Annotated in this window: 16 protein-coding genes; 8 read left to right on the top strand and 8 right to left on the bottom strand. The window is 67.8% G+C overall.

What is annotated here, in order from left to right; translation table 11 throughout:
* The first annotated feature begins 3 nt into the window (after positions 1-3).
* The 3 genes from PWS46_RS26485 to PWS46_RS26475 are packed head-to-tail and all read left to right on the top strand — an operon-like array spanning position 4 to position 2,735.
* Positions 4-1,011, top strand: a complete 1,008-nt coding sequence (locus PWS46_RS26485) for an ABC transporter substrate-binding protein (RefSeq protein WP_434624943.1) — start codon at positions 4-6, stop codon at positions 1,009-1,011.
* A 28-nt stretch (positions 1,012-1,039) separates the two neighbouring features.
* A complete protein-coding gene (locus tag PWS46_RS26480; protein ID WP_434624941.1) occupies positions 1,040-1,873 on the top strand; it encodes an ABC transporter permease in 834 nt (277 codons plus the stop codon).
* A 25-nt stretch (positions 1,874-1,898) separates the two neighbouring features.
* Positions 1,899-2,735, top strand: coding sequence for an ABC transporter ATP-binding protein (locus PWS46_RS26475; RefSeq protein ID WP_434624940.1), 837 nt, complete (start codon positions 1,899-1,901; stop codon positions 2,733-2,735).
* Positions 2,736-2,958: 223 nt separating this feature from the next.
* Here PWS46_RS26475 and PWS46_RS26470 read toward each other — a convergent pair whose 3' ends face one another.
* From PWS46_RS26470 to PWS46_RS26460, 3 genes are all read right to left on the bottom strand, one after another.
* The gene (locus PWS46_RS26470) at positions 2,959-4,029 is read right to left on the bottom strand and encodes a ferritin-like domain-containing protein (protein ID WP_434624939.1); all 1,071 of its coding nucleotides are present in this window, start codon (positions 4,027-4,029) and stop codon (positions 2,959-2,961) included.
* A 29-nt stretch (positions 4,030-4,058) separates the two neighbouring features.
* Positions 4,059-6,071, bottom strand: a complete 2,013-nt coding sequence (locus PWS46_RS26465) for a hypothetical protein (protein ID WP_434624937.1) — start codon at positions 6,069-6,071, stop codon at positions 4,059-4,061.
* Between the two features lie 229 nt (positions 6,072-6,300).
* Positions 6,301-7,215 (bottom strand): LysR family transcriptional regulator, encoded by a 915-nt coding sequence (locus tag PWS46_RS26460; RefSeq protein WP_434624935.1) that lies wholly within the window; start codon positions 7,213-7,215, stop codon positions 6,301-6,303.
* A 186-nt stretch (positions 7,216-7,401) separates the two neighbouring features.
* Between PWS46_RS26460 and PWS46_RS26455 the strand changes: the two genes are divergently transcribed.
* Together PWS46_RS26455 and PWS46_RS26450 are read left to right on the top strand one after the other, a co-directional pair.
* Entirely contained in the window at positions 7,402-7,863 is a 462-nt protein-coding gene (locus PWS46_RS26455) for a (2Fe-2S)-binding protein (protein ID WP_434624933.1), read from the top strand.
* A gap of 3 nt (positions 7,864-7,866) precedes the next feature.
* Positions 7,867-10,122: a molybdopterin cofactor-binding domain-containing protein gene (locus tag PWS46_RS26450; protein ID WP_434624931.1), complete on the top strand. Its 2,256-nt coding sequence runs from the start codon at positions 7,867-7,869 to the stop codon at positions 10,120-10,122.
* Positions 10,123-10,132: 10 nt separating this feature from the next.
* On the opposite strand, the gene PWS46_RS26445 is transcribed toward PWS46_RS26450, so the two are convergent.
* Positions 10,133-10,672, bottom strand: a complete 540-nt coding sequence (locus PWS46_RS26445; protein ID WP_434624930.1) for a hypothetical protein — start codon at positions 10,670-10,672, stop codon at positions 10,133-10,135.
* A 280-nt stretch (positions 10,673-10,952) separates the two neighbouring features.
* Between PWS46_RS26445 and PWS46_RS26440 the strand changes: the two genes are divergently transcribed.
* Entirely contained in the window at positions 10,953-11,456 is a 504-nt protein-coding gene (locus PWS46_RS26440) for a hypothetical protein (RefSeq protein ID WP_434624929.1), read from the top strand.
* Here PWS46_RS26440 and PWS46_RS26435 read toward each other — a convergent pair.
* Together PWS46_RS26435 and PWS46_RS26430 are read right to left on the bottom strand one after the other, a co-directional pair.
* A complete protein-coding gene (locus PWS46_RS26435) occupies positions 11,419-12,051 on the bottom strand; it encodes a mismatch-specific DNA-glycosylase (protein ID WP_434624927.1) in 633 nt (210 codons plus the stop codon). The two genes, PWS46_RS26440 and PWS46_RS26435, sit on opposite strands and share 38 nt — an antisense overlap.
* Before the next feature lie 50 nt (positions 12,052-12,101).
* On the bottom strand, positions 12,102-13,802 hold the full coding sequence (locus PWS46_RS26430) for an FAD-dependent oxidoreductase (protein ID WP_434624925.1): 1,701 nt from the start codon (positions 13,800-13,802) through the stop codon (positions 12,102-12,104).
* 302 nt (positions 13,803-14,104) lie between these two features.
* Between PWS46_RS26430 and PWS46_RS26425 the strand changes: the two genes are divergently transcribed.
* On the top strand, positions 14,105-15,052 hold the full coding sequence (locus PWS46_RS26425) for a DUF4142 domain-containing protein (RefSeq protein ID WP_434624922.1): 948 nt from the start codon (positions 14,105-14,107) through the stop codon (positions 15,050-15,052).
* Between the two features lie 131 nt (positions 15,053-15,183).
* Positions 15,184-15,402 (top strand): hypothetical protein, encoded by a 219-nt coding sequence (locus PWS46_RS26420; protein ID WP_434624921.1) that lies wholly within the window; start codon positions 15,184-15,186, stop codon positions 15,400-15,402.
* A 62-nt stretch (positions 15,403-15,464) separates the two neighbouring features.
* On the opposite strand, the gene PWS46_RS26415 is transcribed toward PWS46_RS26420, so the two are convergent.
* Both PWS46_RS26415 and trkA read right to left on the bottom strand, forming a co-directional pair.
* The gene (locus PWS46_RS26415) at positions 15,465-16,925 is read right to left on the bottom strand and encodes a TrkH family potassium uptake protein (RefSeq protein ID WP_434624919.1); all 1,461 of its coding nucleotides are present in this window, start codon (positions 16,923-16,925) and stop codon (positions 15,465-15,467) included.
* A gap of 54 nt (positions 16,926-16,979) precedes the next feature.
* The gene (gene trkA, locus PWS46_RS26410) at positions 16,980-18,359 is read right to left on the bottom strand and encodes a Trk system potassium transporter TrkA (RefSeq protein WP_434624917.1); all 1,380 of its coding nucleotides are present in this window, start codon (positions 18,357-18,359) and stop codon (positions 16,980-16,982) included.
* Positions 18,360-18,432: the final 73 nt, after the last annotated feature.

Raw genomic sequence — 18,432 nt, 5'->3', positions numbered from 1 at the left:
CAGATGCTCAGGAAGACCCTGCTTGCCGCCACCGCCTTCGCCGCCGCCGCGCTCGTCACCCAGGCCGCCTCGGCCGCCGATCTGGTCCGACTCGGCAACCTGAAATTCGCCCATTACGGCGCGGTTTCCTACATGAAGGAGATCGCCGGCAAGTATGACCTGAAGATCGAAGAGCGGGTCTTCCCCAAGGGCATCGACATCCTGCCGGCCATCGTGGCGGGTGAGATAGACGTCGCCGCCAGCGCCGTCGACGCCGCCATCGCCGGCCGGGCCTCGGGCGTGCCGATCTACGCGGTGGCCGGCTTCGCCAAGGGCGGGGCGCGCATCGTCGCCAAGCCGGACGCCGGCATCAAGAGCATCGCCGACCTGAAGGGTAAGAAGGTCGCCACCCCGCGCGGCGGCGCGCAGGAGCTGATCCTTCTGGCCGAACTGTCGAAGCATGGGCTGAGCTGGTCCGACCGTCCGGGCAAGGACGTGCAGATCGTCTACATGGCCTATGCCGACATGAATCAGGCCCTGCTCGCCGGCAGCATCGACGCCATGTCGCAGTCCGAACCGCAGTCGAGCCAGGCCATCAACAAGGGCTTCGGCGTCGAGGTGATCAAGCCCTACGACACCGAACTGGGCGAGCCGGTGCGCTCGCTGGTCGTCACCGAGGACTTCTACAAGAAGAAGCCGGACGTCGCCCAGCGGCTGGTCAACTGCTTCGTCGAGGCGACGGCGACCTTCATCGCCAACCCCGATCTGGCCGAGTCCTATGTCCGCGAGAAGATGTTCAAGGGCCAGCTGAGCAGCCAGGACTTCAAGGACGCCATCGGCAACTCGCCCTACAGCTACGACATCTCGGTCCATCACGTGCAGGTCACGACCGACATGATGCAGAAGTTCGGCGTCGGCCGCATGGACAGCCCGCCGAAGGCGGCCGACTGGGTGAAGCTCGACCTGCTGGAGAAGGCGAAGGCCGGCGCCAAGGCGGCCGATGCCGGCACCGGCACCGTGAAGGCCAACTGAGCCACACCCAGCGGAAGGAGGACGCCCGATGTCCCAAGCCAAGCCCCGTTTCTCGCCCGCCGCCGTCGCGCGCGGCGCCCTGGTTCCGGTCCTGGCCATCGCGCTGTGGCAGGCCCTGTCCTCGTCCGGCCTGATCAACCAGGTGGTCCTGCCGTCGCCCGTCGCGGTGGTGGAACGCTGGTGGGCCTATCTGCTGCCGACCGAGCCCTATGATCCGGCGCAATCCAGCTGGATCCTGTGGGCTCTGTCGGGCGAGATGCTGTTCGACGCCTGGTCCAGCCTGTACCGCGTGGTTCTGGGCTTCGCCGTCGGCGCCGGGCTGGCCCTTCCGCTGGGTCTCGCCATGGGCGGCAACCCGCGCATCTACGCCCTGTTCGATCCGCTGATGCAGGTGCTGCGGCCGATCCCGCCCATCGCCTACATCCCGCTGGCGATCCTGTGGTTCGGGCTGGGCAACCCGCCGGCCGTGTTCCTGATCGCCATCGGCGCCTTCTTCCCGGTGCTGATGAACACCATCGCCGGGGTGCGCCATGTCGACGGCATCTATCTGCGCGCCGCCCGCAACCTGGGCGCCGGCCGGCTGACCATGTTCGTCCGCGTCATCCTGCCGGCCGCCACCCCCTATATCCTGGCCGGCGCCCGGATCGGCATCGGCACCGCCTTCATCGTCGTGATCGTGTCGGAGATGATCGCCGTCAACTCCGGCCTCGGCTTCCGCATCCTGGAGGCGCGCGAGTTCATGTGGTCCGACAAGATCATCGCCGGGATGTTCACCATCGGCCTGCTCGGCCTTGCCATCGACATCGGCATGAACCGCCTGAACAACCACCTGCTGCGCTGGCACCGCGGGCTCGAGAATTGATGCGGAGGGGATGGAGATGAAGCCCATGCTGAAGACCGTTGCCGACACCACGCCCGTTCCCGACGCGGCCCCCGTCCAAATACAGGTGCGCGGGGTGGAGAAGACCTTCGCCGTGGGTGCGCAGAAGATCGTCGCCCTGCAGAACATCGACCTCGACATCCGCAAGGGCGAGTTCATCTGCCTGCTGGGTCCGTCGGGCTGCGGCAAGTCCACGCTGCTGAACGCGGTGGCGGGGTTCCAGCCGCCGACGAAGGGCACCGTCACCGTCGATGGCCGCACCATCACCGAACCCGGTCCCGACCGCGGCATGGTGTTCCAGGAATACGCCCTGTTCCCCTGGATGACGGTGGCGCAGAACGTCGCCTTCGGCCTGGAGATCAAGGGGATGTCCAAGGCGGAGATCGCGGAGAAGGTGGAGTGGCTGCTGCAGAAGCTGCATCTGCAGGACTTCCGCAATCGTTTCCCGAAGGATCTGTCGGGCGGCATGCGCCAGCGCGTCGCCATTGCCCGCGTGCTGGCGCTCGACAGCCCGATCCTGCTGATGGACGAGCCGTTCGGCGCGCTCGACGCCCTGACCCGCCGGACGCTTCAGGACGAACTGCTGCGCATCTGGGAGGAGGTCGGCAAGACCATCCTGTTCGTCACCCACTCCATCGAGGAGAGCATCTATCTGGCCGACCGTATCATCGTGATGACCTACCGGCCGGGCACCATCAAGCGCGACGTCGTCGTCGACATGCCCCGCCCGCGCGACGGCTCCGCCCCGGAATTCAACCGGTTGAAGCGCGAGCTGTCCCAGATGGTGATGGAGGAACAGCAGCGCTTCAGCCAGGACGAAATCCGCTCGGTGACTGCGGATTGAGGGGGTAGCGACCCAACTCCTTCTCCCCCCTGCTCTCGCGCAAACGAAGTTTGCGCTGACGCGACAGGCGGACCTCAGGTCCGCCGAAAGCGGGGAGAAGGTCGGGATGAGGGGGTTCGGCGAAGCCGAAGAGATCCACGCGGTGCGACCCCCTCACCCTAACCCTCTCCCCGGGGGGGAGAGGGGATTTTCCGTGGGGTGTGAGGTCGCTCACAGCGTCAGATCACACGTTCACCGGCGAATACTCGAAGGTCGGCGCCGCCGTGTAGTCGGTGCCGGGAAGCGGGATCGCCACCAGCTGGTCGGCGGTCAGCTTCAGCTCGTACATCAGGCCGATGGAGGACCGCAGCCGTTCCGGCTCGCCGTTGAAGGTGATGTGCAGAGCCGTCAGCAGCGCCGTGTAGGTGGTGTTGAACTGCTGCGACACCGTGCGGGCGCGGCTGCCCTCCGGATAATCCACCGTCTTGGCGTTGGGGAGGATGTTCCAGATCCCGGCCGGGTCGAGGCCGACGGGGGCGCCGGAATAGGACCAGCCCAGCGGCTCGTCGCGATCCTTCACCAGCCGGCGGGCGTAGACGATCTGCGCCAGACGGTAGTAATGGGCCAGCGCCGCCTCGTTGTCCGCCTCGCGCGGGGATTGGGGCGTGCCCTCGCCCTGTTCGACGATCACCTGGATGGCGCGCTGGGCGCTCGCCACGTCGGTGACCGGGAACAGCTGGTCGGGCGGGAACCAGGTGTTGTCCACCACCTGATAGGACGGGTCGCCGGTGAAGATCTCCTCCCCCATCTCGCCGATGGCCTTGGAAATCGCCGCGTAGAATTCGCCGATGGTGGCGAAGCCCGGCTCCTGCGCCGCCGCCGCCTTCATCTGGACCATGGCGAGCGCCGGCTGTTTCACCGGAAAGGCCTGCGGCACCTCCGGCTCCTCGATGGTCATGAAGACGTCGTAGACGAGGCCGCGGGTCAGCTTGCCCAGCGAGACGGTCAGCCCTTCATGGATGCCCATCGGCAGCGGGCCGGGATAGACCGGGATGAAGCCCGGCTTGTCGATCACCGGATGGCCGCCGACCGCGTTCAGGATGTTGGCGGCGATGGTCATGTGCAGCATTTCCTGCACCGAGACCGAGCCGATGATGGCCGCCGCCTCCCGGTTGGTGCCGGGCTTGATCGAATAGAGGGCGGTCAGATAGGCGGGGAGCGTGGCGTGCTCGAACTCCACCGCGGATTGCAGGGCGTTGCGCAGGACCTGGACGGTGTCGATGCCCTGGGCGAAGTGCGGCTGAAGCTTCAGCATGGCTGATTCCTTCCCTTGAGAATCGGGCGTCAGGAGCGCGGGCGCGTGGCGGCGCGGGCGAAGTTCTGGGCGAAGCGGGTCTTGCCGTCCGCCGCCGTCGGCTGGTCCGGCGTCGCGGTGGCCGCCTTGGCCGGTGCGGCACCCGACGGGCCGGTGCGCAGGCCGGGGGCGGGAGCGCCGCCGGTGGAGGCCGCCGCGAATGCCTGATGCGCCTTGGCCTTCACCGCCGTCTCGCCGCGCAGAACCTTGTCCAGCCAGGCGAGGATGGTGTCGCGCTTGTAGACCGACAGGTCGCGGGTGACCGGCATGTAGTTCGGATCGGTCTCCGGCAGGGAGAAGGCCAACTGCAGGATGTCGGCGTAGCGGATGCAGGACGCTTCGCTGCTGAGATCGACCAGATGCTTGCTCATGATCGGGTACAGGTTGCCGTACTGGGTCATGATCGGCGCGATGTCGTCCCAGGTCGGGTCGGCCGGCACGTCGAAATCGTCGCGAACATGCAGAACGACGTAATCGAAGGTCGAGCGCGCCGTGTTGCTCTGGCCCGGAATGCGGTAGTCAATCAGATAGACCTGCCCGTCGATGTAGCCGCGCGGATTGCCCGGCGACTGGGTGGCGATTTCCATCCGGGCGACGCCATTCTCGTTCGCGGTGATGGTGCCGCCGGTGGCCGGGCCGCTGTCCGTCGTGAAGGTGACCGCCGCCTCGGGAACCCCCATGTCGGGGATCGGTGCGCTCGGCTGGTCGACGCCGAAACCACCGCCCTGGCCGGGGATGCGGCCCATCTGGGTGATGGCGATGGAGGCACCGGGCACCGGCTGGCCGTAGCGGGTGGCATAGACCAGCGATTCCGCCCGGCCGGCGCCGTCGATGCGGTGGACCCCCGGCTCGGCGCAGACATAGAGACCGTCCTGCGCCTCGCGGATGGCGACGATGCCATAGCCGAGGTCGAGGTCGGTGCTGCCCGGATTGGTCTCCGACACCGTCACCAGGGCCAGCGGGTTGGTCTTCGACAGGGCGAACTGCTCGTCGGTCAGCTTGGCCGCGAAGACGCCGGCGGTCTTGGCCAGCCAGTCGGGATCGTCATAGGGGATGCGGGCGATGGGCAGGAAGCTGTCGGGAGTGACCGGCGTGTTCTCCGCCATCGAGGCATCGCGCAGGATGCCAAGCGTCAGGACCCCGATGGGATTCTGCGTTCCTTTGGAATCGACGGTCTGCAGGGCGTTCGACAGGTCGAGGAAGGCGGTCTGCGACGGCTCGTCGATCTGGCCGGAGAAGTAGGTGATGCCGGCCCAGCTGTTGGGGATGTTGTTGGCCGGGATGAAGCGGCGGCCCCGGATGAAGGAAACCGGCTCGCCCGCCAGTTGCGGGCCGATGGTGCCGACCACGGTGCCCAGCGTGAAGCGCGGGTCCTTGACGTTGCCGTTGTAGCCGAAGGTCGCCAGCCGGATCGACAGCATGTCGCCGGTGGTGGCGTCGCGCAGCTGCCGCAGGAAGGGGCTGAGCATCGCCTCGTCGGCCCATTCCACATTCTCCAGCACCGACTGGAAGGTCGATGAGGCGGCGCTGTCGGACTGGGCGTTGAGGTTGCGGTTGAACCACAGGTCGCGGAAGGGGTTCGGCTGGTATCGGCCGCCGAAGAAGGAGGGCGTCTTGCCGTCGGTCAGCCGCACGTCCAGGCCCCAGGGGGCGGATGCCATCTGCCATTGCGGGTCGAGGTCGACCAGCTTGCCGCTGGTGCGGTCGGTCGAACCGCCGATCAGCATGCCAAGCGCGGCGTCGGCACCCGGCGTATTGACGAAGCTGCCGTCGGCGAAGCCCAGACCCACCACCTTGCAGTCGATCAGGCGAAAGGCCCCGGACCCGGTCGGGTTCCACCAGCCGTTGGCGACGGTGGCGCCGCTCGGCAGCTTCTGCTGGAATTCCTGATAGGAGGACTCAAAGCTTTCACTGTCGTAATGGCGGACGTCGTTGTTCACCGTCGAGACGTCGGCCTGGAAAGTCCCTGAAAAAACGAGGCGCACCGGGTTCAGGAAACTCATGTCGATTCCTTTCCGTGAGGGCGCACGAAGCCGTGGCGGACCGGCCGCGCCGGATCGGGCGTATAAAGAGGCGTCCGCGGATGGCGGCGCCACCCGCGCGGCAAGAAATTTTTTGTATGGGTGATGATCTAGCGTTGATAACCTTGTGCGTTCAATGGAAATTCACAAAAGAAATTCTTTTTTTGCGTGCATTTCCGTGTATGCCGGGCCAGTTCGGGGGGCCTTTGCCCTACAGTTTGGCCGCTTCCTCGGCCATCCGTTGCCGCAGCCAGCCATGGGATGGGGAGCCGCTGTTGCGGCGGTGCCAGATCATCGACACCTCGTAATCGCCGATGTCGAAGGGAAGCGGGCTGGTGGCGAGCCCCAGCGCGTCGGCGCACAGCCGGGCGAGGCGCGCGGGCAGCGAGGTCAGCATCGGCGCCTGGGTCAGGATCATCGGGATCGCCAGGAACTGGGTGGTGGAGGCGGCGACGCGCCGGCTCGTGCCGAGTGCCGCGAGTTCGTCGTCGATGAAGCTGGTCAGCCCGCCGCGCAGCGACGGCATCAGGTGCGGATAGCGGGTGTAATCCTCCAGCCCGATCGGCGGGGTGACCGGGACCAGGGCTGGGTTGAACAGGCAGACATGGGTTTCCCGGTACAGAACCTGCCGGTCATGCCAGCGCCGCACCTCCGGCAGATAGCCGATGGCGAGGTCCAGCGTGCCGTCGTCCAGCGCGTTCAGCATGGCGTCGGGATCGAGGTTGAGCAGCGAGACCGACACCCGCAGGTCTCCTTCGATCGCGTCGCGCAGGATGCCGGTCAGCAGCACCGCCTGCATCGAATCGGGGGTGGAGATGGTGAAGTTCCGCTCCTCCCGCTGGGGATCGAAATCCTCCTCCGCCGACAGGGCGCGGGCGGCGCCGACCAGCAGGTCGCGCAGCGGTTCGGCCAGACGCTGGGCGCGCGGCGTCGGCTCCATCCGGTTGCCGGTGCGCACGAACAGCGGGTCGCCGACCAGCGTGCGCAGCCGGGCCAGCGCGTGGCTGACCGCCGACTGGCTGACGCCCAGCGCGTCGGCGGCGCGCGAGACGTTGCGGGTCTCCAGCAGCGCGTCGAACACCTTGATGAGATTGAGATCGAGCGCGGGGTTATGAATTGCCTTCATGACGATATGAACCAAAGCCATCTACTTCATTGTGCACTAGACGGTGTATTCTGTCGAGGCAGAGCTGACCCAGCAGCCGACAATCAAAAAACAGTCAATTCCTAGCCATCGCCCACAGCCGGGCAGCGGACCTGTCGTCGCCATCGGAAGCCGGCGGTTCCGTTCAGGGAGAAAGAGGCAAGAGCCATGGTTCGCATCAACGTCAACGGCGAGGAGCGTCAGGTCGACGTTCCCGAGGACATGCCGCTCCTGTGGGTTCTGCGGGACGAGCTGAACATGACCGGCACCAAGTTCGGCTGCGGCATCGCCCAGTGCGGCGCCTGCACCGTCCATGTCGACGGCACGCCGACCCGTGCCTGCCAGACCCCTGTCAGCATGCTGACGCCGGACAGCAGGATCACCACCATCGAGGGCGTGAAGGGCAAGGCCGCCCAGGCCGTCCAGGCGGCCTGGCAGAAGCTGGACGTCGTCCAGTGCGGCTATTGCCAGTCGGGACAGATCATGAGCGCCATCGCGCTGCTGACCGACAACCAGAACCCGACCGACCAGGACATCGACGCGGCGATGGACGGCAATGTCTGCCGTTGCGCCACCTATGTCCGCATCCGCGCGGCGATCAAGGATGCCGCCCAGACGATGAGGGCCTGATCCATGCTGCATCACCTGATCCGTCACGCGGCTGAACATGGGTTCCCCGAGACCGGTTTCGCTCCCGGTCCGTTGCCGGCGCCGTCGCGCCGCGGCTTCCTGAAGGCGATCGGCGCCGGGGCCGGCGCGCTGGTGATCGGCGCGCATCTGCCGATGCCGGCGCTGGCCGCCGAAGCGGCGCCGAAGATCGTCGGGCCGGCCGACCCGCGTCCGCATGCCTTCATCATCGTGGCGCCCGACAACACGGTCACCGTGCTGGCCAAGCATCTGGACAAGGGCCAGGGCATCGTCACCGGCCTCGCCACCATCGCGGCGGAGGAGCTTGACGCCGACTGGTCCCAGGTGCGCGGCGCCTTCGCCCCGGCCAACCAGAAGCTGTACGCCAACCACTTCTTCGGCGTCCAGGGCACCGGCGGCTCCACTGCCGTCGCCAACAGCTGGGACGAGCTGCGCATGGCCGGCGCCGCCGCCCGCGCCATGCTGGTCGCCGCAGCCGCCGCTCGCTGGAAGGTACCGGCAGGCGAGATGACGGTGTCGAAGGGCGTGGTCCGCCATGCCGCGAGCAACCGCAGCGCCACCTTCGGCGAGCTGGCGGAGGAGGCGGCGAAGCTGCCGGTGCCGCAGACGGTCAAGCTGAAGGACCCGAAGGACTATGTGCTGATCGGCAATCCGGATCTGCACCGTTTGGACCACATCAGCAAGACCAACGGCACCGCCATCTTCGCCATGGACATCCGCCGCCCCGGTCAGGTGACGGCGGTGCTGGCCCGCAGCCCGCGCTTCGGCGGCACGGTGAAGAGCGTCGACGATGCCGCCGCCCGCAAGGTGCCGGGCGTCATCGAGGTGCTGACCCTGCCGGTCGGCGTCGCGGTGATCGCCAGGAACACCTGGGCCGCCATCAAGGGCCGCGAGGCGCTGACGGTGACCTGGGACGACGCCAAGGCCGAGACCCGCGGCACCGACGCCATGCTGGCCGACTACCGCAAGGCGGCCGAGAAGCCCGGTGCGGTCGCGGCGAACAAGGGCGATGCCGAGAAGGCCATCGCCGACGCCAAGGCCAAGGGTGGCCATGTGGTGGAGGGCGAGTTCGTCTTCCCCTACCTTGCCCATGCGCCGATGGAGCCGCTGAACGCCGTGGTGGCGCTGAACCCGGAGGGTGGCTGCACCATCTGGGCCGGGTCGCAGTTCCAGACGGTCGAGCAGATGGTCGCCGCCCACATCCTGGGCTGCAAGCCGGAGCAGGTGAAGATCGAGACCCAATGGGCCGGCGGCAGCTTCGGCCGGCGCGCCACCCCCAGCGCCGACTACATCGCCGAGGCGGTGACCATCGCCAAGGCCTATCCCAAGGCCCCGGTGCATCTGGTCTGGACGCGCGAGGACGACATCAAGGGCGGCCGTTACCGCCCGCTGGTCCTGCACAGGGTCACGGCGGCGGTCGATGCCAAGGGCGATCTGGTGGGCTGGAAGCAGCGCATCGTCGGCCAGAGCTTCATGACCGGCACGCCGTTCGAAGCGGTGATGGTCAAGAACGGCGTCGACGCGACGATGGTCGAGGGTGCCTCGGACATGGCCTATCCGGTGGCGAACCTCGCAGTCGATGCGCACACCGTCGCCTCGCCGGTGACGACGCTGTGGTGGCGCTCTGTCGGGCACACCCACACGGCTTATGCCAAGGAGGTGATGATCGACCGCCTCGCCAAGGCGGCCGGCAAGGACCCGGTGGCTTTCCGCATGGAGATGCTGAAGGACCATCCGCGTCTGGCCGGTGTGCTGAAGCTGGCGGCGGAGAAGGCCGGCTGGGGCCAGCCGCTGCCGCAGGGCAAGGGCCGCGGCGTCGCCGTGCATGAGAGCTTCAACACCTATGTCGCCCATGTCGCCGACGTGTCGGTCGACGCCAAGGGGCAGATCAAGGTGGATCGCGTCGTCGTCGCCGTCGATTGCGGCGAGGTCGTCAACCCCGACATCGTCAAGGCGCAGATGGAGGGCGGCGCCGGCTGGGGCATCGGCCATGCGCTGCGCGACGAGATCACCATGACCGACGGCAAGGTGGACCAGTCCAACTTCGACGGCTATCTGCCGATGCGGATGTCCGACATGCCGGCGGTGGAGGTCCACATCGTGCCCTCGCACGAACGGCCGACCGGCGCCGGCGAACCCGGTGTCCCGACCGTGGCGCCGGCGGTGGCGAACGCCGTCTTCTCGGTGACCGGCCAGCCGCTGCAGACGCTGCCCTTCAGCCGGGGCGGCATCGTCAGCTGAGACGGGGGAGTTACGGCGAGGCCGACTGGTTTCCCGCCGTCAGTTGGGTGGGGACCGGTTGGGCCGCCGTCAATTGCGGGGTCAGCTGCGGGGACGGGGCGATGCTGGCTGTTCGGTTGGTGGCGGGAATCGCCGCCGGCCGGCGGCCGGGCCAGCCCTGGTCGACCAGCAGCCTCACCGCGGGATCGACCCGCGTTGGACCGGCGGCGACGGAAGTCTCCGCCGGTTCCTTTTTGTGCGGCGGTTCGAGGCGCAGCAGCCGGGCGAGCCGCTGGGACTGGACGACCGGAAGGGTCGGGCGGGGCAGTTGCGGTCCCCAGGGGTCGACTGCCTCGGTTGCCGTGTCGGTCGCCGTTATGGTGGGCGCCAGCGCCGTGAGATGGCAGGCGGCCCCCAGCACCCCGGCCAGCAGCAGGACGGCCAGCGCCAGCACCGTCCAATGGCGCCGCCGCAGCCGCCGGGCGACCATATCGGTCTCCGGAGCGGGCAATGGGTCGTGAGGGATGCTGTGGCGGTCGATGGTGGTCATGCGGCGCACAGCATGGCTCAAGGCCGATTCCGCATCCTCGCCTTTCCCGGAGATTCGCCGGGGCAGGGGGATTGCCCCCCGCGGCTCCGCATTCCGGCCGATACTCTCCGTCCGGACAGTTATCTCTACCGACTAGCCAGGAATTGCGGTGACGGCGGGCTCGGCGTTCCGCCGCACTTGTGCCTTGCCGCCGCCGCCAACGGCTGGCATGCCTTGCTCTCCACGAGAGAACATCGTTATAAAGTTCTCCTTATGGTAATCTAATCTCCGAATTATTGCCCTCGTGAGGGAGTGTTTTGAAATGATAGATTCCAAGCATGCGCCGAATACCATTCTGATGATCCGTCATGGTGAAAAGCCGAATGACGATTCCGATCCCAACCTGTCTGGAAAGGGATGGCAGCGCGCCTGCGCCATCACCGGCACGCTGCCCGCCCTGGTACCGGCGGGGGCGCCTGCCATTTCGGCGGTGGTCGCGACGGCACCCTCGCCGCACAGCGTCCGGCCGATCGAAACGGTGACGCCGATCAGCCTGATCCGCGCCCTGCCGCTGAGCCACACGATTGCCGACGACGATGTCGCCCAGGTGCCGGCGCTGCTGAGCCATGCGCCCTACACCGGCGCCACCGTGCTGATCTGCTGGCATCACGGCAAGCTGCCGGAGCTGGCGCTGGCGCTCGGCGCTCCGGCCGATCAGGTGCCGAAGAAATGGGAGGGGGACGATTTCCACACCGTCTGGATCCTGCGCCATCAAGCCGACGGATCGGTCAGCTTCGCGGTGACCCGCCAGCCGCATTTGGAGTGACGGGGGCGGGGTCGTCGGACCGCCGCCGCGCCATCTCGGCCCGGACCTCGCGGAACCAGCGCAGCTTTTCCTCGAAGGGCAGGCGGGCGAGGCCGCTCGGCGAGGGCACCACCACGTCGGCGACGCCGTCGAACAGGCCGCGCTCCTGCACGCCCCAGGGGGCGTCGGGCAGGCCGGACGCTGCCAGATAGACGCCCTTGCCTGTATAGGCCAGCACGCGGGGGCGGACGAAGGCGACGATCCGCGCCAGCCTCGGCACCCCGCCGCGCAACTCCGCCCGCGACAGTTCGGCGGCGCCGGCGGTGGCGCGGGCGACGAGGTTGGTGGAGCCGAGCCCGATGGCCGGCAGGGTCACGTCCTCTTCCGGCCGGTAGAGGCGCGGGGTCAGGCCGGCCTCATGCAGCAGGCGCCAGAACTGGTTGCCGCGCCCGGCATAATGGTGGCCGAGCGCCCCCGACCGCAGCCCCGGATTGAAGCCGACGAACAGGCAGTCCAGCCCCGGCGCCACGATGTCCGGCAACGGCCCGGCGGCAGGCGGCAAGCCTTCAGCAAGTGGGGCCGGCGGTGGGGCCGGGACATCGTCGAACAGGTCCATGGTGAAATCCTCTCCGCGAAGGAGAGGAATATAGGACGCCGCCGCCCCGCTCAAAGCGAGGCGGCGACCGCGGGGGCGGGCGGACTGTTCCGTTCGTCCTGCAGCAGGGCGAGGACGCGGTCGGTCATCCTGAGGGCGAGCGCCACGATGGTCATGGTCGGGTGGTCCGCCCCCATGGTCGGGAAGACGGAGCTGCCGGCGACATAGAGGTTGCCCACCCCATGGACGCGGCCATCGGGATCGACCACGCCGTGACGCGGCGACTCATGCATGCGGGTGGTGCCCATATGGTGCCAGCACCAGCCGACATCGGCCATCGTCGCCTCATGGGTCGCCTCATGCTCCGCATCCGTATCGACGGCGATCAGGCCGCGCCGCAGCAGGTCCTCGCGCAGCAGGCGCTGGGTCTCGGTCGCGCCCCGGCGGTCCTGATCGGTCAGACGCCAGTCCACCTTCGGCAGGTTGCAGCCGAACGGGTCGGTGGCGTGGTCCAGCGTCACCCGGCTGTCGGGGTTGGGCACCGGCTCCAGCACGGTTTCCAGGGTGAAGCGGCGGGGAAGCCATCCGGGGTCGATGGTGCTGTCGAACAGCGCGTGGGCCAGCTGCGGCAGGCTGCGCAGGATGCGCGGGCCGGCATTGCGCAGCAGGCTCGCCGCCTCGTCCTCCGACACGCCGAAGCGGCGGCAGCTGTGGCGCGACGGCAGGAGCCGCAGGTCGCGCATCGCCTTGAAAGCGTCCAGCGCCCCGGAATGGTAGGAGGCGACCAGATAAGTGCGCGAGTTGGGCAGCCCGTGCCGTTCCTGAAGCTCCGCCGTCGGCGACAGCGCCAGCGCGATCGACGGATGCGGCCGGCGCAGCCGCCGCCGGGCGAGGCACAGGCTGACGTCGTAGAGCGTGCGGTGCTGCCCCTGCCGGGTCAGACGGATCGGCGCGGTCTTGAAACGCGGATGGTCGGCGAAATAGCGGCCGACCAGATCGTTGCCGTTGCCCAGCCCCGCCGCCTGCACCTTGTTGGACAGCAGCAGGATGCGCGCATTCTCGATCCCGCCGCAGCCCAGCACGAACAGCCGGGCGCCGACGGTGAAGCTGGGGCCGGCCAGCGTGCGGACCTGCACCCGTTCCACCGCGGTGGCGGTCGGGTTGGTGTCCAGCCCGGTGACGTTGGCGTTGAGGAAGGCGGTGATGTTGGCCGCCCGCCCGATCTCTGCGCGATAGGCCTCGCCCATGCGGATCGGCGGGCTGAGCTGGGCGACGCGGTTCTCGAAATCGCCGCCGCCATTGCCGTCGTTATCCAGCGGGATCAGCGCCGTCTTCGGCCCGCCGACCCGCTCCATCCAGAAATCATTGTCGTACTGGAAGGGACCTAGGCCGAGCACGTCGTGGGAGCGCTCGTAATAGGGCATCAGCGTGTCGCGCCGGATCGGCCAGCCGCTGCCCGGCATCCAGGGGCGTTCGGTGAAATCGCCCGGCTCCAGCGGACGGGAGAAGCCGCCCCAGCAATTGGTGCTGCCGCCCAGATAGCGGCTGCGCGCGGTGGTCAGCCGTTCGTAGGGAAGGCCGACGTTGCGGCCGGCATACAGCGCCTGGGAGATGCCGTCGACCTCCAGCCCGCCGCCTTCCAGCAGGACGACGCTCAAGCTGCCGCCCGCCAGTTCGCGCGCGATGGTCAGGCCGGCGGCACCGCCACCGATCACGCACAGATCGCAGTCGATGTGCGTGCCGTTCAGGACATGGCGGGCGTCACGAAGCAAGCAGGCCTCCATACCGGGGTAATAGACCACCCTTCTTGCCCCGGACGCGCGGCCTAGGCCGAGTGCTCATTCGGCTATACCCCCGGCGCGTCCCCTTTGGCCGAATCGGCGCACAGGCGCGGCACCCCGGACGAACCGGACGGGGTGGTCCGGATGGGTGGTGGGCGACCGACCAGTCTGCCGGGTGGAAGGGAACGACCGCCGCGCTCGACGGTTGAGGTGGCGAAGAAGGGCGCTTCGGTCCGGCCATAAGGTCGGATTGTCGGCGACCGGAAAACCATGAATTTGCAGGAGCCGCCTCCATGAAACGCCATCATCTTCTCGCGACCGCCGCCCTGGTTCTGTTCGCGGCCCCCACCCTGTCCCTGGCCCAGACGCCGACGCCGACCGCCAAGGTGACCGAGAAGGGGCAGGTGGCGCAGCAGGACATGACCTTCGCCAACAAGGCGGCGATGAGCGACATGTTCGAAATCCAGGCGGGCAAGTTGGCGCAGGACCAGGCGAAGGACAAGGACGTCAAGCAGTTCGGCAGCCACATGGTGTCCGACCACACCAAGACCTCCGACGCCATGAAGGAGATGGCGCAGAAGAAGTCGATGACGCTGCCGACCAAGCTCGATTCCGAACACCAGCAGAAGCTGGACAAGCTGCGCGGCGTGAAGGGCGACCAGTTCGACTCCGCCTATATGCAGGGTCAGGTCGACGCCCACCAGACCGCCGTCTCGCTGTTCCGTGAGGAAGCGCAGAACGGCAAGGACGCCGACCTGAAACGCTTCGCCGAGCAGACCCTGCCGACGCTTGAACAGCATCTGCGCATGGCCCGCGACCAGCGCCCGGCCGTCGCCTCCGCAGGCGGTGCCGCCGCCCAGCAGGGCAACAGCATCGACCAGATGATGGGCAAGGACGTCTATGGCGAGAACGGCAAGAAGCTGGGCGACGTCGCCGACATCATCCTCGACGCCCAGAGCGGCAAGGCCACCCAGGTGATCCTGAACCGCGGCGGCGTGCTGGGGATCGGCGCGAAGCAGGTGGCGCTGGACTACAACCTGCTGCGGACCGACGGCGACCGCGTCGTCGCCCGTCAGGTGACCGAGGATCAGGTCAAGCAGATGGCGGAGTTCAAGTACGACGACGACACCGTCTCGCTGGGCAAGCGCAACGGCGACCACAGCACGGGCGGCATGTCCGGCGATGCGGCCCATGGCACGGCGAACGGCCTGGACGGCACCAAGCCGCGCAACCCGCAGTGATCCTGCAGCAGTGATCCGAAGCAGGCCTGACGGTCGCTTCCGATCCCAACTCCAGCCGTCGGCCGCCGGGGATCGCTTTCCCGGCGGCCCTGGACAGCCAAACGACACGGCCAACCGACGGAGAATACGCGATGGCGAACGCCAACAAGAAGCACATGAGCCCGAGCGGACAGGGCAAGGGCACCGGCACCGGCGCCAACACCGACCTGCCCGCCGGTTCCATCGGTGACAACGAGGTGCTGTCGAACCGCGACAAGTCCCGTCACACCGACGCCCGCGGCCTGGACAGCAAGGCCGTGCAGACCGAACAGATGCAGGACCACGTCGCCAACCATAACCCCGACAAGTGATGCGGGGCAGCGGTTGAGAAGCTTCCGGACGGGACTGCGCGAAAGCCGGTCCCGTCGCCGTTTCAGCCCCGCCAGAATTGGGGCATGAACAGCACCAGCACGGTGAACAGCTCCAGCCGGCCCAGCAGCATCGCCAGCGACAGCAGCCATTTGGCGGAATCCGGCAGGGTCGAGAAGTTGCCGGCGGGGCCGATCACGTCGCCCAGGCCGGGGCCGACATTGGCCAGCGCGGTCACCGCGGCGCTGGCGCTGGTGATGAAGTCCAGCCCCAGCGCCATCAGCGCGATGGTGGTGACGCTGTAGGCGGTGAAGAACAGTGCGAAGAAGACGATCACCGATCCCAGCACGTCGTCGTCCAGCTGCCGGTTGCCGTACTGGCGCGGGAAGACGCCGCGCGGATAGATCAGGTGGAGGAAATGGGTGCGCAGCACCGTCACCATCACCTCGAACCGGAAGATCTTGATGCCGCCGGCCGTCGATCCGGTGCAGCCGCCGATGAAGGTCAGGCCGAAGAAGACGCCGACCGCCAGATTCCCCCACAGGCTGTAGTCGGTATAGGCGTAGCCGGTGGTGGTGACGACCGAGACCACGTTGAAGGCCACCAGCCGCAGCGCGTCGGCGAAGCTGTAGCCGTACTTGAGGGTCAGCCAGACGCTGAGCGGCAGGATCACCGCCGCCAGGAAGGTCAGATAGGTGCGCACCTGGCTGTCGCGCCACAGCGCGTCGCGCTGGCCGGTCAGGGTGCGGACATAGAGGACGAAGGGCAGGCTGCCCGCCAGCATGAACAGCGTCACCAGCCAGTGCAGCACCGGGTTCCTGAAATGGCCGATGGAGCTGTCGGAGGTGGAGAAGCCGCCGCTCGACAGGCTGGTCAGCGCATGCACCACCGCCTCGAACGGCGTCATGCCGGCGAGCCAATAGCTGATGCCGCAGATCACCGTCAGCCCGGTATAGACGGCGGCGATGGCCTTGGCGATCTGCTGGGCGCGCGGCAGCACCTTCTGCGAGCGGTCGGAGGATTCCGTGCGGAACAGCTGCATGCCGCCGACCCTGAGCGCCGGCAGCACCGCGATGGCGACGCCGATGATGCCGATGCCGCCCAGCCATTGCAGCAGCGCCCGCCACAGCAGGATTCCCTCCGTCGTCAGGTCCAGCCCGACCAGCACGGTCGATCCGGTGGTGGTCAGCCCCGACATCGTCTCGAAGAAGGCGTTGGCGTAGTTCAGCGACAGGTCGGGGAAATGGCCGAACTGGAAGGGCAGGGCCGCGAAGGCCGCGGTGGTCGTCCAGGTCAGCGGCGTCAGCAGGAAGGCCTGCCGCAGCGACAGCCCGCCCTGCAGGTGGCAGCGCGCCGACCAGGCCAGCGCCCCGCCGCAGCCGGCGGTGAAGCCGGCGGAATAGAGGAAGATCCGCGCATCCGGATTCCCATAGGCATAGTCGACCGCGGCCGGGATGAGCATCGTCGCGGCGAGCGCCAGCAGAACGATGGCGATGATGAACAGGATCGGCCTGAAATTCGGCATGATGTCTCTGGGCGGGAATGAGGATCGGCGGAATTTCTGCAGGAGGATGACGGATCAGAAGAATTCCAGCCCGACGGCGAACAGCTTTTCGACCTTGCGCACCAGATCGGCGGTCGCCATCACGATGACGCGGTCATGCGGCTCGATCACCGTCTGGCTGGTTGGGATGATGACCTCGCCGCCGCGGACCAGCGCGCCGATCATCATGCCGGCCGGCAGGCCGATGGTGCCGATGGGGCCGCTGACGGCGCGCGAGGTCTCCAGCGCCTCCGCCTCCACCACCTCGCCGAAATTGTCGCCGATGGTCTGCACCGCCGCCACCCGGCCGCGCCGGACATGGCGCAGGATCGACGACACGGTGACCGCCGCCGGGTTGACGACGACATCCATCCCAAGCCCGGCGACGATCGGCGCGTAGGAGGTCTTGTTCAGCAGCGTGATCGCCCGGCCGCAGCCGGCCCGCTTCGCCAGCAGCGAGGTGAAGACGTTGGTCTCGTCGTCGTTGGTGACGGCGACGATGGTCTCGGCCCGGCCGACCTGCGCCTCCTCCAGGATCTCATGGTCGAGCGCGTCGCCGTTCAGCACCACCGTACTGGAGCGCAGCGAGCGGGAGATCAGCTCCGCCCGGTCGGCGTTGCCCTCGATCATCTTGATGGAGATGCCGCGCATGTGGCGTTCGACGATCTGCGCCAGATTGAAGCCGACATTGCCGCCGCCGGCGATGACCAGCCGGCGGGCCGGCGCTTCCGTATGGCCGAACAGGGCGACGACGCGGACGATGTCGGCGGTGCGGCAGACCAGGTGCACGTCGTCGCCCAGCCGCAGCTGGTCGTTGCCCTTCGGCACGAAGCCGACGCCGTCGCGGAAGACCGCAAGCACGGCGGCGCGCAGGTCGGGAAACATCTCGGTCAGGCGGCGCAGCGGCGTGTTCAGCAGCGGCGAGCTGTTGGTGCAGTGGACGCCGATCAGATGCACCTTGGCGTCGGCCAGCGGCACCATCTCGAACGCGCCGGGGGAGCGCAGGCGGCGCGCGATGCTGTGGGCGATCTCCACCTCCGGCGAGATGACGACGCTGATCGGCAGATGGTCGGGCGCGAACAGTTTCGACCATTCCGGCCGGAGATAGGCCTGCTTGCGGATGCGGGCGATGCGCAGCGGGATGTCGAACACCGAATGGGCGACCTGGCAGGCCACCATGTTGACCTCGTCGGAATGGGTGACGGCGATCAGCATGTCGGCGTCGCGCGCCCCTGCCTGGGCCAGCACGTCGGGGTGAGAGGCATAGCCGACCATGCCGCGCACGTCGTGGCTCTCGTCCATCCGCTGGGCAAGCTCGGTCGAGGTGTCGATGATCGTGATGTCGTTGTCTTCCAGCGCGAGATGCCGCGCGATGCTGGCCCCGACCTGTCCCGCCCCGCAGATGATGACCTTCATACGCCCGCTCTCCCCGGCTTGCCGCCCTTTCTCCGCCCAAGTTTGGCCGGAATTTGTGAGGAAATGACGGCGG

The sequence above is a fragment of the Azospirillum sp. B2RO_4 genome (genome assembly GCF_051124815.1).
In the GTDB taxonomy this organism is placed as follows: Bacteria; Pseudomonadota; Alphaproteobacteria; order Azospirillales; family Azospirillaceae; genus Azospirillum.
This window is presented reverse-complemented; position numbering and strand designations above follow the sequence as displayed.